Annotated in this window: 9 protein-coding genes; 2 read left to right on the top strand and 7 right to left on the bottom strand. The window is 70.3% G+C overall.

The genetic code is table 11. The annotated features are described in order from the left end of the window. The first annotated feature begins 691 nt into the window (after window positions 1-691). Window positions 692-2,680: a M23 family metallopeptidase gene (locus I5731_RS05970; protein ID WP_197310455.1), complete on the top strand. Its 1,989-nt coding sequence runs from the start codon at window positions 692-694 to the stop codon at window positions 2,678-2,680. A gap of 24 nt (window positions 2,681-2,704) precedes the next feature. On the opposite strand, the gene I5731_RS05965 is transcribed toward I5731_RS05970, so the two are convergent. Next, window positions 2,705-3,637 (bottom strand): DMT family transporter, encoded by a 933-nt coding sequence (locus tag I5731_RS05965; protein WP_197310454.1) that lies wholly within the window; start codon window positions 3,635-3,637, stop codon window positions 2,705-2,707. Window positions 3,638-3,838: 201 nt separating this feature from the next. On the opposite strand from I5731_RS05965, the gene I5731_RS05960 reads away from it, so the two are divergent. After that, on the top strand, window positions 3,839-4,303 hold the full coding sequence (locus I5731_RS05960) for an Lrp/AsnC family transcriptional regulator (protein WP_197310453.1): 465 nt from the start codon (window positions 3,839-3,841) through the stop codon (window positions 4,301-4,303). A 267-nt stretch (window positions 4,304-4,570) separates the two neighbouring features. Here I5731_RS05960 and clpB read toward each other — a convergent pair whose 3' ends face one another. From clpB to I5731_RS05930, 6 genes are all read right to left on the bottom strand, one after another. Next, window positions 4,571-7,192: an ATP-dependent chaperone ClpB gene (clpB, locus tag I5731_RS05955; RefSeq protein ID WP_197310452.1), complete on the bottom strand. Its 2,622-nt coding sequence runs from the start codon at window positions 7,190-7,192 to the stop codon at window positions 4,571-4,573. A 265-nt stretch (window positions 7,193-7,457) separates the two neighbouring features. Next, a complete protein-coding gene (locus tag I5731_RS05950; protein ID WP_197310451.1) occupies window positions 7,458-8,672 on the bottom strand; it encodes a DUF4167 domain-containing protein in 1,215 nt (404 codons plus the stop codon). A 412-nt stretch (window positions 8,673-9,084) separates the two neighbouring features. Further along, on the bottom strand, window positions 9,085-9,978 hold the full coding sequence (gene prmC / locus I5731_RS05945; protein ID WP_328838249.1) for a peptide chain release factor N(5)-glutamine methyltransferase: 894 nt from the start codon (window positions 9,976-9,978) through the stop codon (window positions 9,085-9,087). Continuing rightward, window positions 9,975-11,051, bottom strand: a complete 1,077-nt coding sequence (gene prfA, locus I5731_RS05940; protein WP_197310450.1) for a peptide chain release factor 1 — start codon at window positions 11,049-11,051, stop codon at window positions 9,975-9,977. The genes prmC and prfA overlap by 4 nt, the downstream gene beginning before the upstream one ends. 122 nt (window positions 11,052-11,173) lie before the next feature. After that, on the bottom strand, window positions 11,174-13,462 hold the full coding sequence (ptsP, locus tag I5731_RS05935; RefSeq protein WP_197310449.1) for a phosphoenolpyruvate--protein phosphotransferase: 2,289 nt from the start codon (window positions 13,460-13,462) through the stop codon (window positions 11,174-11,176). Window positions 13,463-13,762: 300 nt separating this feature from the next. Then, complete coding sequence (locus I5731_RS05930) at window positions 13,763-15,016, bottom strand: aspartate kinase (protein WP_197310448.1); 1,254 nt, start codon at window positions 15,014-15,016, stop codon at window positions 13,763-13,765. Window positions 15,017-15,255 lie beyond the last annotated feature (239 nt).

Here is a 15,255-nt window from a genome sequence, read left to right as displayed (position 1 = left end):
ATACGATCCCATCGACGCTCTACGGGCCGATTCCGCGGCAGGCTCAGAAAGCGCGGGCACCTGCTCAGTCCTGGCGACGCGCGCCCAGACCAGCCGTGCCGTGGCCTATCGTCGGTTGGTCAGCCTCCTACCCACCTCCGGACACTGGCCGCCCGCTCGCCCCAAGCGCTCCACCCTCCGGCTCTCGCGCGGCTGCCGTCAGGAGCGGCCCGGCAGTGCCCACCCGTCGCCCCCGTCTCGACGGACTCCCGACGGCGCGAAGGGAGGTGCGGTCGTGGGGCCAGTGGGAGTGCGGTCGCGGGTCCAGTAAAGAAACACGCGCGTAGACTTGTCCGTCAGCTCCCCGCGGCCCGGCTCCCCCGCCGGGGGCTGTCGGCTTATCCACAGGCCGGTCGCCGGCCGCCCGCTGCGCCGGCGCGGCCCTGTGTCCGCCGTATTGTCGCCGCGGTTCGTCGGCACAGCATCGGGACAGAAGGTGCCGGACGGGCGCCTGCGACCGGGCCTGCCCGGCGCGGCCGCGAAACGCGCAATGCTTTCCACGGCTTCGTCCGCGGATCCCGGCGCCGGCACCGGCCGGTTCGTTGACAGCCCCTGCCGGAGGGGTCATGGTTCCGGCGCTCGAGGCGGAGCCGCCGATGCAGCGCCACGTGATCACCGGCCAACCGCCAGGAACGAGGGAGCCACGTCGCCGATGAACGCGGTCTGGACCGACCACGCTCAACACCGGATCGATCTCGGTGACGAACCGCCGCTCACCACGACCGACAACCGGCGCGGTCCGCCGGATCGGCGCGGCGTTTCCATTCGCTGGCTCGCCAGCACGGTACTCGCGGCGCTCGCCTCCACCAGCCTGATGTCCGGCGCACTCTATGCGGCGCTCGACGGCCGCCCGCCGGTGCTGGTCGTCGGCGGCCCTGCCCTTGCCGCCGTGATGCCCGACGGCGCCGATCGCGGCGACCTGCTCGCCAAGGCCGACCTGCCCGATCTCGCCGCCGAGGCCGCCCTCAGCCGCCAGGTGCTGCGCGTCTCGACCATTTCGCGCGACGGCGAGCGCGACATCATCCGCGTCCGCCCGTTCGCGCGTGTCACCACGCCGCTCGCCGCCTCCGCCGAGACCTTCACCGCCGAGATCCCGGCCTTCAATCCGCTGCGCATCTTCGCCGAGGCCAACGATCCCCCCGCCGACCGGCCGATGACCGACACGCTCTACGGCGCCGATGTCGATGGCGAGATGGTGGTGCAGGTCACCGACTTTCCCGTCGCCAGCCCCGCGCTCATCGCCTTCTCGCCGCTCGACGCCGAGGAGACAGAAGCGGCGGTGCGCGAGCAGGCGCAATTCATGGTCGGCAGCAATGTCGAGATCGCCTCGCTGCCCCTCGTCGATCCAGGCCGCTTCGACTTCGGCTTCGCCGAGCGCGGCGCCTTCGAGCAGTTCGGCGTCCGCATCATTCCCGAGAACGTCTCCTTCGTCGCCAAATCCGGCGAGCAGGTGCCGGGCGAAGCGGCGCTCGACGAGAAGATCGCCACCGCCGAGCGCGGCGACAGCTTCGAATCGCTGCTGATCGCCAACGAGGCGACCGACGAGGAAGCGGTCGAGATCGAGGCCGCCTTCCGCAGCGCCTACGACATCGGCCGGCTCGATCCGGGCGACCGCCTGCGCATCATCCTCGCCCCGTCGACCGACGCGGCGGAAGCCGAGGCCGGGCGCTACCAGCCGGTGCGCATCTCGCTCTACCGCGACGGCGTGCACGCCGGCACCGTCGCCCGCAGCGACCATGCCGGCTATGTCGCGGCCGAGGAACCGGGCGGCGGCGTCGATCTCTTCGCCGATGCCGACCGCAGCAGCAGCGACGGACCGCGGCCGCGGCTGTACGAGAGCCTCTACCAGACCGCGCTCGCCAACCAGATGTCGCCGCGGCTGATCGACGAGCTGATCCGGATCGTCTCCTACGACGTCGACTTCAACGCCCGCATCGCCTCGGGCGATTCGGTCGACGTGCTCTACTCGCTGGCCGAGGACGAATCGGAGACCGCCGACGCCTCCGAGATCATCTACGCTGCGCTGACGCTCGGCGGCCGCACCCATCGCTACTACCGCTACCGCACGCCCGACGACGGCTCGGTCGACTACTACGACGAGAGCGGCAAGAGCTCGAAGAAGTTCCTGATGCGCAAGCCGATGTCGGCCGGCACCTTCCGCGGCGGCTTCGGCATGCGCCGCCACCCGCTGCTCGGCTATTCGCGCATGCACACCGGCGTCGACTGGTCGGCGCCGCGCGGCACGCCGATCATGTCCGCCGGCGACGGCCGCCTTGCCGAGGTCGGCTGGAAGTCGGGCTACGGCAACTACATCCGCGTCGAGCACGCCAACGGCTATTCCTCGGCCTATGCCCACATGACCGGCTTCGCCAAGGGCATGGCGAAGGGCACCAAGGTCCGCCAGGGCCAGGTGATCGGCTTCGTCGGCTCCACCGGCCTCTCGACCGGGCCGCACCTGCACTACGAGATCCTCGTCAACGACCGCCAGGTCGACCCGATGCGCATCCGCCTGCCGGACGGGCGCACGCTGGACGGCGAGATGCAGACGGTGTTCGAGAGCGAGCGCAGCCGCATCGACGCGCTGATCGGCGGCAACCCGCCGACGAAGCTCGCCTCGGCGGTCGAAGGCACCGGCGGCTGAGCGCCGCCGCTCCGGAAGTGCCCGTCAGGCGGTAGCGGCCGGCCGCCGGTGCTTGGTGAACAGCCGGATCGCCGCCGCGACGCCGGCGAACTGCAGCGCCGCGCCGAACCACTCCGCCGGGATCGGCCAGCGCCCCTCGTAGGCAAAGCCAAAGGCGAGGCCGAACAGCGTCTCGCTGACGATCAGTTGCCCGATCAGCGCGACGGGCAGCCGCTTCGAGGCCTCCATCCAGCACCAGCCGGCGAACCACGAGCCGACCAGCCCCATCAGCAGCGCCCAGCCGAGGAAATTCAGCGTCTCGGGCGCGGTCAGCGGATAGTGCGCAAAGCCGCTCGACGCCGCGCCGAAGGGAATCAGCGCGAGGCCGCCGACCATGGCGCCCAGCCCCTGGATCGCCGACCACGCCGCCGTCGGCGGCGCGTCGGGCGCCGACATCACCGCGCCGTTGATCAGCGCGAACACCACCCAGATCACGAGACACAGGAACGACAGGCCGAGGCCGATCGCGATCTCCGCCGGCGTGCCGGCGACCGGCTGGGTGAAGACGCCGACGTTGACGGCGACGAGGCCGGCGAAGATCAGCACCAGCGCCGGGATCAGCGGCCGCCACGGCACGCTGCGGTCGCGCGCATTGGCGATCAGCGCCACGGCGACCGGCATCAGCCCGATCACCAGCGGCGGGATCGACGCGCCCGCATAGGAAACAGAGAGGCTGAGGGCGAGAAAATAGCTCGAATAGCCGAAGGCGCCGAGCAGCAGGCCGATGCGGCGCTGGCGCGGCGTCATCGCGGCGCTGCGCCGCGTCACGAACAGCACGGCGATGCTGGCGATGCCGAAGACGATGTAGCGCCCGATCGCGATGTCGATCGCGGTGAACGGGGCGACGGCGGCCGCCGCGATGAAGGTGATGCCCCAGAGCGCGCCGGTGCTGATGCCGGCGAGGATCCCGATCCACATGATCTTCTTGCGTCCGAGCCGGCCCGGCGCGGGGCGATCCTGCGCGCCGATCCGCCGCCGTCACCGGGGAACGGCGACGGCGGCGCGAGCGCCCGGAAGGAGGGGCCGGAACGAGACGGATTGTGCGGCGGCGCCGGCTCGGATGGAATGCGCCGGCAGAAGGCCGCCGGGCCGATTCGCCTTGAAATCGAAGGCCGTCAGATGACGAAGCCGAAACATGCCGTCCGCGCCGTCGACGCGATCGACACGCGCATCCTGACGATTCTCGACGCCGAGGCGCGCATCTCGCTGAGCGAGCTCGCCGGCCGCATCGGTCTTTCGGCGCCGAGCACCTCCGACCGGCTGCGCCGCCTCGTCGACGCCGGCGTCATCCACGCCTTCACCATCGAGATCGACCCTGAGGCGCTCGGCTACCCGATCCGCGCCCTCGTCCGCGTCCGCCCCCTGCCCGGCCGTCTGCGCATCGTGCAGAAGATGATCGAGGACCTGCCCTACGTCGTCGAATGCGACAAGGTCACCGGCGACGAGGCCTTCCTCGCCCGCCTCTACGCCCGCTCGATTCCCCACCTCGACGAGATGCTCGAAGCCCTCGCCGACGACGCCGTGACACACACCACGATCATCAAGGGCTCCCCGGTGCGGCGGAGGCTGCCGCCGCTCGGGTAGGTGGGCGGGTTTGGCGGGCGCTGGCCCCCTCATCCGGCCTGCGGCCACCTTCTCCCGCGAGGGGAGAAGGAAAAGGGGCGGCGAGGCCGGGGAAACACGGCCCAGATTGACGGAAGTGGCCGGTCATTCCGGCACGGCGCCGCGAAACCCCTTCTCCCCTCGCGGGAGAAGGTGGCCGAAGGCCGGATGAGGGGGCAACAGCCTCTCCTCGCATAAAAAAGGGCCCGGCCGTCCCCGGCCGAGCCCTGCTGCATCTCACCCCAAGCCTTACGCCGCTTCGCTCGTCTCCGGCGCCTGCTCGGCGACGTTGAACAGCAGCCGGTCGGTCCCGGCGGTCACCCGCACCGTCGTGTCGGTGCCGAGCTCCCCGGCGAGGATCTTCTCGGCGAGCGGGTCCTGCACCTGGCGCTGGATCACCCGCTTCAGCGGCCGCGCCCCGTAGACCGGGTCGTAGCCGCGTTCGGCGAGCCACACCCGGGCGCTCTCGTCGAGCTCGAGCGTGATCTTGCGGTCGTCAAGCAGCGTCTTCAGCCGGCCGAGCTGGATCTCGACGATCGCCCCCATCTGCACCCGCTTCAGCCGGTGGAACAGGATGATGTCGTCGAGCCGGTTCAGGAACTCCGGCCGGAAGTGCGCTCGGACGATGCCCATCACCGCGTCGCGGACCTGGTCGACGGTGTCGGTCTCGCCGAGATTGGCGAGGTATTCCGAGCCGAGGTTCGAGGTCAGCACGATGATGGTGTTGCGGAAGTCCACCGTGCGGCCCTGGCCGTCGGTGAGCCGCCCGTCGTCGAGCACCTGCAGCAGCACGTTGAAGACGTCGGGATGCGCTTTCTCGACCTCGTCGAACAGCACGACCTGATAGGGCCGCCGCCGCACCGCCTCGGTCAGCGCCCCGCCCTCGTCGTAGCCGACATAGCCGGGAGGCGCGCCGATCAGCCGGCTGACGGAGTGCTTCTCCATGTATTCCGACATGTCGATGCGCACCATCGCGTGCTCGTCGTCGAACAGGAACGTCGCCAGCGCCTTGGTGAGCTCGGTCTTGCCGACGCCGGTCGGGCCGAGGAACATGAACGAGCCGATCGGCCGGTTCGGGTCCTGCAGCCCGGCGCGCGCCCGCCGCACCGCGGTGGAGACCGCGTGCACGGCTTCCGCCTGGCCGACGACGCGCTTCGCGAGTTCGTCCTCCATGCGCAGCAGCTTGTCGCGCTCGCCCTCGAGCATCCGGTCGACCGGGATGCCGGTCCAGCGCGAGACGACCTGCGCGACGTGGTCGGGCGTCACCGCCTCCTCCATCATCGCGGCGCCGTCGATGCCCGGCCCGGCCATCGCCTCGACCGCCTTCACCTCGGCCTCGAGGCCGGGGATGACGCCGTAGGCGAGTTCGCCGGCGCGCTGGTATTCGCCGCGCCGCTGGGCGATGGCGAGTTCGTTGCGCGCCTCGTCGAGCTGCTTCTTCAGCTCCGCGGCCCGGCCGAGCTTGTCCTTCTCCGCCTTCCAGCGGCTGGTGATCGCGGCCGACTGCTCCTCGAGATCGGCGAGTTCTCTTTCGAGCCGCACCAGCCGGTCGCGCGAGGCGGTGTCGGTCTCCTTCTTCAGCGCCTCCTGCTCGATGCGCAGTTGCATGATGCGCCGGTCGACCTCGTCGAGTTCCTCGGGCTTGGAATCGACCTGCATCCGAAGCCGCGACGCGGCCTCGTCCATCAGGTCGATCGCCTTGTCGGGCAGGAAGCGGTCGGCGATGTAGCGGTTCGACAGCGTCGCCGCCGCGACCAGCGACGAATCGGTGATCCGCACCTTGTGGTGCTGCTCGTACTTCTCCTTGATGCCGCGCAGGATCGAGATGGTGTCCTCGACCGTCGGCTCGTCGACCAGTAGCGGCTGGAAGCGCCGGGCGAGCGCCGCGTCCTTCTCGACATACTTGCGGTATTCGTCGAGCGTGGTCGCGCCGACGCAGTGCAGTTCGCCGCGGGCGAGCGCGGGCTTCAGCAGGTTGGACGCGTCCATCGCCCCGTCCGCCTTGCCGGCGCCGACGAGGGTATGCATCTCGTCGATGAACAGGATCACGCCGCCGGCCGCCGCCGTCACTTCCGAGAGGACGGCCTTCAGCCGCTCCTCGAACTCGCCGCGATACTTCGCGCCCGCGATCAGCGCGCCCATGTCGAGCGCGAGCAGGCTCTTGTCTTTCAGCGATTCCGGCACGTCGCCGTTGACGATGCGCAGCGCGAGGCCCTCGGCGATCGCCGTCTTGCCGACGCCGGGCTCGCCGATCAGCACCGGGTTGTTCTTGGTCCGGCGCGACAGGATCTGGATCGTGCGGCGGATTTCCTCGTCGCGGCCGATCACCGGGTCGAGCTTGCCCTCCCGCGCCGCCTGGGTCAGGTCGCGCGCATACTTCTTCAGGGCGTCGTAGCCGCTTTCGGCCGAGGCGCTGTCGGCGGTGCGGCCCTTGCGCAGCGCCTCGATCGCCTTGTTGAGGCCGGCCGGCGTCGCACCGGCATTGGCGAGGATCTTCGCGGTGCCCGCGTCCTTCTCCATGGCGAGCGCCAGCAGCAGCCGCTCCACGGTGACATAGGAGTCGCCCGCCTTCTCCGCGATCTTCTCGGCGGTGGCGAACACCTTGGCGGTCGGACCGGAGAGATAGAGCTGCCCGGCGCCGGAGCCGGCGACCTTCGGCAGCGCGTCGAGCGCCGCGTCGGTCGCGAGCAGCGCGTCGCGCGCCCGGCCGCCCGCGGCTTCGATCAGGCCGGATGCCAGGCCTTCGGGATCGTCGAGCAGCACTTTCAGAAGATGTTCGGGCACGAACTGCTGGTGGCCGCGCCCGAGGGCGTGCGTCTGCGCCGACTGCAGGAAGCCGCGCGTGCGTTCGGTGTACTTGTCGAGATTCATGGGGTGGTCCCTCCTTGAAGGCCCGCCGGCATCTCCCGAAGCAAGACGACGGCGTCCTGGCGGCACTCTATCCGGGCACCGCGATCACACGATGGCGATATGGGATTTGCCGGCCGCGACGGTAAGACCATCCGCGCCTGTAGAGAAAAAAATCCTCCCCGAAGGCGGCTGCAACCCACGTTCTGGGGGATTTCGGGAGGCGGAAACGCACGGCGGCCCCACGAGGGGGCCGCCGGTCGAACAGGTATGAAAGCGGGACCAGCCGTCACTCGCCGGCAGCAACCTCGGGAACCGTGTCCCCGCCCTCGGCCGGGGTGGTGCGGCGGGTCGTGGTGCGGCGGCGCGGCCGCGGCGCGGGCTTCTCCGGCGCAGCGTCCGTGGCGGATGCCTCGGCGGCGGCCGGGGCCTCGGCGACGACGACGGGTTGCGGCTGCGGTGCGGTGATCACCGGCTGCGGCTCGGACACGGCGACCGGGGCGGCGACCGCCACCGGCACGGTGGCCGGCACCGGCACGTCGACGAAGGGCTGCGGCGCATCGAGCGGCATCGGCGCGTTCAGCGCCTTCACCGGCAGCGGCGCCTCGGCGTCGGGCTGCTGGCCGTCGCCGACATAACGCTCGCGGCGGTTGGAGCGCTCCTGCCGCGGCTGGTAGGGGCCGCGCTCCTGGCGCTCGCCCCGGCCCTGCTGCGGACGGTTGGCGTTGCGGTCGAAGCCGCCGCGCTCGTCATTGCGCTCGGGGCCGCGCTCGGCCGGCGCGTCCTGTCCGCGCGGCTCGGCGCCGCGGGTGTCGTAGTTGCGATTCGGGTTGCGGTCCTGGTTGCGGTCGGGACCACGGCCGGCCTGGCGCTCATAGCCGCCACGATCCTGACCACGGTCCTGCGGACCCCGATCCTGATTGCCGCGGTCCTGATTGCCACGTTCCTGATTGCCGCGGTCCTGATTGCCGCGGTCCTGCGGACCCCGATCCTGACCGCCGGCGCGCTCCTGGCCGCGATCCTGACCACCCCGGTCCTGGTTGCGGTCTTGATTGCGGTCCTGATTGCGATCCTGCCCGCCCCGCTCCTGGCCGTTGCGGTCCTGGCCGCGCTCCTGGCCGTTGCGGTCCTGGCCGTTGCGGTCGTAGCCGAAGCCGCGCTGCTCGAACGGCGCCGGCGCCTCGCCATCATTGGCAAAGTCGTCCTCGTCGCGGTCGAAGTCGCGCTGGTAGGAAGCGGTCTGGGCGTGGCCCTGCGCATCGGCGACGATGCGGTAGTAATGCTCGGCGTGCTGGAGATAGTTCTCCGCGATCACCCGGTCCCCGGATGACGACGCATCACGCGCGAGCTGCGTGTACTTCTCGGCAATATGCAGCGCGGTGCCCCGGATCTTCACGTCCGGGCCGTTCGAATCGTAGGTCTTGTTGAGCGAGTTGACGCCCTTGCGACCGGTGTTGCGCGGCCGCGACCGCTGCTGCTGCTGCTTGAACTGTCCTTGCCTCATAATATCCGCTGTCTCTTGCCGGCCCGGGGATCAGGGCGCGCGATTACAAGTTCCGCGGGCGGCGGAACCGTCGAACGTCAATCTCGTCACAGGCAGTGTTGTCAAAAAACGCATTCCTGGAGTCGGCTGACCGAAACTGCGCGCTGCCTCCCCCTGGGGGAGCGCAGCAGATTCGATTTGCTGCCAGTTCGTTGCGACGATCGGATCAAAAAGTCGAACGGCGGGCACGAGCCCTATGCCGTTCTCGTTGAGCTTGGTGGCCGGTAAACGCGCACAGCCCCCCGCAAGGCGTACCGCATCGGACCGAAGCTCTTGACTCGATGCGTTGAAGCTAGCCCTTCCCCGCGCGTTTTCCAAGTGCATTCTTTTCAGGCCTGCCGATCACCCGCGGCGAGGGCCGAAACCCGCGCCTTCAGCGCCGGCGACCGATCACGACCCGGTCGTGGCCGGCGAGGTCGCGCCGCACGGTGATCGCCGCGAAGCCCGCGTCGGCGAGGATCTCCGTCACCGTCACGGCCTGTCGCCAGCCGATTTCCAGCGCGAGCACCCCGCCCGGCACCAGCCGCGCCGCAGCCCCCGCCGCGATCACCCGGTAGGCGTCCAGCCCGTCGGCACCGCCGTCGAGGGCGAGCCGCGGGTCGTGCCGCGCCACCTCGGGCGCGAGCCCGTCGATGTCGGCGCTCTCGATGTAGGGCGGGTTGGAGACGACGAGCGAAAACGGCCCCGTCACCGCGTCCAGCCACGATCCGCGGCAGAACAGGCTGCGCCCGGCGACACCGTTGCGGGCCGCGTTGAGGCGCGCGGTGCTCAGCGCCTCCTCCGAGAGATCGACGCCGAGCCCCTCCGCCGCGCCGAGCTCGCTGAGCAACGCGACGAGGATCGCACCGCTGCCGGTGCCGAGATCGACGACGGTGAGCCCGGCGCCGTCCGGCCCGGCGCCGGGCACCGCACCGCCGCGCACCAGATCCAGCACCGCCTCGACCAGCGTCTCGGTATCGGGCCGCGGCACCAGCGTCGCCGGCGAGAGCACGAAGGGGAGACCCCAGAACTCCCAGTCGCCGAGAATCCGCGCCACCGGTTCGCCGGCGAGCCGCCGGTCGACCATGGCCGTGATGTCAGCCGCCGCCGCCGCGCCGAGGGGTCCGTCGTGCGCGAGCAGGCCGGCCGCATCGACGCCGAGCACGCGGCCGGCGAGCAGCCGGATGTCGAGGCTTGCCGTGTCGATGCCCGCCTCCGCGAGCCGGCGGCGCTGGGCCGCGAGCAGGGCCGGCAGCAGCACCGCGCCGCCGCCGGCGTCGCCCGTCACGCGGCGGCCTCGGCCAGCAGCACGGCCTGGCGCTCCTGCAGCAGCGCATCGACCACCTCGTCGAGCGCTTCGCCGGAGAGGATCTGGGGCAGCTTGTAGAGCGTCAGGTTGATCCGGTGGTCGGTGACGCGCCCTTGCGGGAAATTATAGGTGCGGATGCGCTCGGAGCGGTCGCCGGAGCCGACGAGACCGCGCCGCGCTTCGGAGCGCTCGGCATCGAGGCGCTGGCGGCTCTCGTCGAAGATGCGTGCCTTCAGCATCTGCATCGCCTTGGCGCGGTTCTTGTGCTGCGAGCGTTCGTCCTGCACCGCCACCGCGATGCCGGTCGGCAGATGCGTGATGCGGATCGCCGAATCGGTGGTGTTGACGTGCTGGCCGCCGGAGCCCGACGCCCGGTAGGTGTCGACGCGGAGATCGCCGTCGTTGATGACGATATCGACGTCTTCCGGCTCGGGCAGCACGGCAACGGTCGCCGCCGAAGTGTGGATGCGCCCGCCCGACTCGGTCTCGGGCACCCGCTGCACCCGGTGCACGCCGGATTCGAACTTCAGCCGCGCGAACACGCCCTTGCCGGCGACCGAGGCGATGATTTCCTTGTAGCCACCGACCTCGCCCTCGCTGGTCGAGATCACCTCGAGCTTCCAGCCGCGACCCTCGGCATAGCGCTGGTACATGCGGAAGAGATCGCCGGCGAACAGCGCCGCCTCGTCGCCGCCGGTGCCGGCGCGGACCTCGAGGATGACGCCGAGATCGTCGGCCCGGTCGCGCGGCAGCAGCGCGAGCCGCACCTCCTGCTCCAGCCGCTCGATCGTCAGATCGACGACGTCGCGCTCGGTCAGCGCCAGCGCCAGCATCTCCGGCTCGTCGGCGTAGTCGGCGATGAGCCGTTCGATGTCGGCCCGCTCGGCTTCGGCCGCGCGCAGCGCGCGCGCCTTCTTCACCACCGGCCCGAGCTCGGCATAGTCGCGCGACAGCCGCACATAGGTTTCGGCGTCCATGCCGGCCGCAAGTTGCGCCTCGATGATCGCGAAGCGGTCGATCAGGCCGTCGAGCTTGGATTTCAGGGCGTCCATGATGTCGTCTGCGAGCTTTGAAGGAGCGAGGGAGATCGGGCCTGAACTGGCAACGTCAAGCACCGCCGGCACCGAACGGGCGCCGCGACACGCGGCGATCAACGGGACGAGGGGCGCACGCGTCAGCGCGCGAGGGGGATATCCCGCGTCTCGGCGAACTCCGTCAAGAGCGATCGCAGGCTGCGCCCGCGCCGATCGCTGTCCGGTGCGTCGAGAAGCCCGGCGAGGAACGGCCCGAGTTCGCCGAGATCGAGCGCGTGCAGCATCGCCTTCACCGGCCCGACCGAGGCCGGTGCCATCGAGATCGAGCGGAAGCCGATGCCGGCGAGCGCCAGCGCGCCGATCGGCTGCCCGGCGAGCTCGCCGCACAGCGTCACCGGCTTGCCCGCCGCCCGGCCACGGTCGACGATCTGCCTGAGCGCGCGCAGGAACGGCACCGACAGCGGATCGAAGCGGGCCGACACCACGGCGTTGCCGCGGTCGGCGGCGAACATGAACTGGAACAGGTCGTTCGAGCCGACCGAGACGAAGTCGACGATGCCGAACAGCTCGTCGAGCTGGTAGAGCAGCGCCGGCACCTCGACCATCGCGCCGAGCGCGATCTTGTCGGGAATCTTGTGGCCGTGGCGTTCGAGGTGGCCGATCTCGCGCTCGACGATCGACCGGGCGTGACGGAATTCGCCGACCTCGCTCACCATCGGGAACATCAGGCGCAATTCGCGCCCGCCGGCCGCCTTCAGCAGCGCCCGGACCTGCGCCTTCAGGAGCGCCGGCCGGTCGAGGCCGAGCCGGATCGCGCGCCAGCCGAGCGCCGGGTTCTCCTCCTGCGCCACCCTGAGATACGGCAGCACCTTGTCGCCGCCGACGTCGAGCGAGCGGAACGTCACCGGCAGGTCGCCGGCGGCGTCGAGCACCTTCGAATAGAGCGCCTGCTGCGCACCCGTGCGCGGGAAGGTCGAGGCGACCATGAACTGCAGTTCGGTGCGGAACAGGCCGATGCCGGCCGCGCCCGATTCCTCGAGATGCGGCATGTCGAAGACGAGGCCGGCGTTCATCAGCAGCGTTAATTCGGTGCCGTCGCGGCTGCGCGAGGGCTGGTCGCGCAGTTCGCGGTAGCGCTCCTGCCGCCGCGCCCGGAAGCGCACCTTCTCGGCATAGGCATGCTCGACGTCCGGCGGCGGCCGAAGGTGCACCTTGCCGAGTTCGCCGTCGACGACGATGGCGTCGCCGACTTCCGCGAGCGACACCACCCCCGGCACCTCGGCGACCGAGGCGATGTTGAGCGCCCGCGCCACGATGGCGACGTGGCTCGACGGCGAGCCTTCCTCCAGCACCAGGCCGCGGATCTTGTCGCGGTCGTAGTCGAGCAGTTCGGCCGCGCCCATGGTGCGCGCCACGATGATGCTGTCGCGCGGCAGGTTCTCGCTGCTCTTCGAGCTCTTGCCGGCGAGTTCGCGCAGCAGCCGGTAGGTGAGGTCGTCGAAGTCGTGCAGGCGTTCCTTGAGATAAGGATCGTTCTGCCGCGTCATCCGCGCGCGCGTGTCCGACTGCACCCGCTCCACCGCGGCTTCCGCCGTGAGGCCGGCGCGCACCACCGCCTCCTCCATCCGCCGCACCCAGCCGCGATCGTGCGCGAACATCCGGTAGGCCTCGAGCACGTCGCGGTGCTCGCCGTGGTGCGAGACGTCGCGCCGCGCCAGCATGTCGTCGACCGACAGGCGCAGGCTGGCGATCGCGGTCTCGAGCCGCAGCAGTTCCTTCTCGGTGTCCTCGGCGATCAGGTTGGTGACGACGACGCGCGGCTCGTGCAGCACCACGTAGCCGAGGCCGACGCCGTCGGTGAGGCCGACACCGTCGAAATGGCTCGGCCGGCCGCGGTCGAGGCCGTTCGGCGCGGTCGACAGCTTGTCGAGCTCGCCCGACGCGATCATCTCGGCGATCACCATCGCCGTCGTCTGCAGCGCTTCCTCTTCCTCTTCGGAATAGCCCTTGCGCACGCGGTTCTGCACCACGAGCACGCCGAGGGTGCGGCCGCCGCGCAGGATCGGCACGCCGAGGAAGGAGTGATAGATCTCCTCGCCGGTTTCCGGCAGGTAGGCGAAGGCGGGATGCATCTGCGCGTCGGGCAGGTTGAGCGGAACCCCGTCGCGCGCGATCAGGCCGACGAGGCCGGTGCCGACCTTGAGGCTCGCCTTGTGCACGGCCTCGCGGTTGAGACCCTCGGTGGCGTAGAGTTCGAGCACCTCGTCGGCGCGCAGGACATAGACCGAGCACACCTCGGCCACCATGTTGGCCGCGATCACCGTCACGATCTTGTCGAGCCGGTCCTGCGCGCCGATGGGCTCCGCCATCACCTCGCGAAGGCGGCGCAGCATGACGCGCGGACCGACGGCCACGGGCGGTACCCGCATCGTCCCGCTTCCCCGAAAAACGCCCGCCCCCGCGCCCTTGCGGCCGCTTCGCGAACGTACCCAGCCTGAAGGTCCCAGCCCTTCGCCGATGCGCCGCGTTCCGGCGGCTCACCGGACGCCCGGGTCCGCACCATCACGCCGCACCTTCAACGCACGCACCATCCATGCCCGCGTTCATTCACGCATCGTGCCGCGGTGCGATGCCCGTGTCCGCATCGAAGCACTCGCAGGCGATTCTGTCGACGCTGACGACCGCGACCCTTCGATCGCAGCCGGGGCCGGGCCGTCGCCGCGCCGGCTTCAGCTCTTGTCGAGCTCGTAGACCGAATGCAGCGTGCGGACCGCGAGTTCGGTGTAGGCCGCGTCGATCAGCACGCTGATCTTGATCTCGGACGTGGTGATGGCGCGGATGTTGATGCCCTTTTCGGCCAGCGCCTTGAAGGCCTGGGCGGCGACGCCGGCGTGGCTGCGCATGCCCATGCCGATCACCGAGACCTTGCAGACGTCGGTCGCGCTTTCCAGCGCCTCGAAGTCATAGCCCGGCCGGCCGGCTTCCACCACCTTCACCGCCTTCTCGTAGTCCGCCATCGGCACGGTGAAGGTGATGTCGGTGAAGGCGCCGTCCGAGGAAATGTTCTGGACGATCATGTCGACGTTGATGTTGGCCTCGGCCAGCGGGCCGAACACCGCGGCGGCGACGCCCGGCTTGTCCGACACCCGCCGCAGCGAGATCTGCGCCTCGTCCTTGGAGTAGGCGATCCCGGTGACGACCTGCTGCTCCACGATCTCATCCTCGTTGCAAATCAACGTTCCGTAGGGGTCCCCGTTCGGCATGATACGCGGGGCCGCCGGGTCTTCGAAGCTCGACCGAACGAACGTCCGAACACCGTGCACCATCGCAAGTTCCACCGAGCGCACCTGCAGCACCTTGGAGCCGAGCGACGCCATCTCCAGCATCTCCTCGAAGGAGACCTTGTCGAGGCGGCGGGCCTTCGGAACGATGCGCGGGTCGGTGGTGTAGACGCCGTCGACGTCGGTGTAGATGTCGCAGCGGTCGGCCTTCACGGCGGCGGCGAGCGCCACGGCGCTGGTGTCGGAGCCGCCGCGGCCGAGGGTGGAGATGCGGTTGTCGGGGGCGATGCCCTGGAAGCCGGCGACCACCGCGACCTGGCCGATCTCCAGCCGCTCGATCAGCTTCGAGCCGTCGATCTCGGCGATGCGCGCCGCGCCGTGGGCGCCGTCGGTGCGGATGGCGATCTGCCAGCCCTGCCACGAGCGCGCATCGATGCCGATGCTCTGCAGCACGATCGCGAGCAGCCCCGACGTCACCTGTTCGCCGGAGGCGACGATGGCGTCGTACTCGCGCGCGTCGTGCAGCACGTCGGCGCCGCGGCAGAGCGCGACGAGTTCGTTGGTCTTGCCGGCCATGGCCGAGACGACGACGGCCACCTGGTGCCCGGCGTCGACCTCGCGTTTCACATGGGCGGCGACATTGCGGATACGATCGAGGTCGGCGACCGAGGTGCCGCCGAATTTCATCACGAGCCGGGCCATTGACCTTCGCGTCACTGGTAGGCGGCTGGCTTCCTGTCACGAAGGCCGCGCTGGGGGAAAACACTGCGGCGGCTCGGGTTCGGGTGGGGTCGCCGCGCGGCCCTCCGATACAGGAACTCCGCCCGCGCCGCAACGCCGCGTCACCGCGGATGCCGCAGGGCCGGACTTCGGCGCTTGACTTCGGGGTGACTGGGGCCGACCTAGCGGAGACACGTCCACGATCGGCCGCATGGCCCGAC

The organism is Methylobrevis albus (assembly GCF_015904235.1).
GTDB classification, from domain to species: Bacteria; Pseudomonadota; Alphaproteobacteria; order Rhizobiales; family Pleomorphomonadaceae; genus Methylobrevis_A; species Methylobrevis_A albus.
The sequence above is the reverse complement of the archived record's forward strand: the minus strand, read 5'-3'. Positions and strand labels throughout refer to the sequence as shown.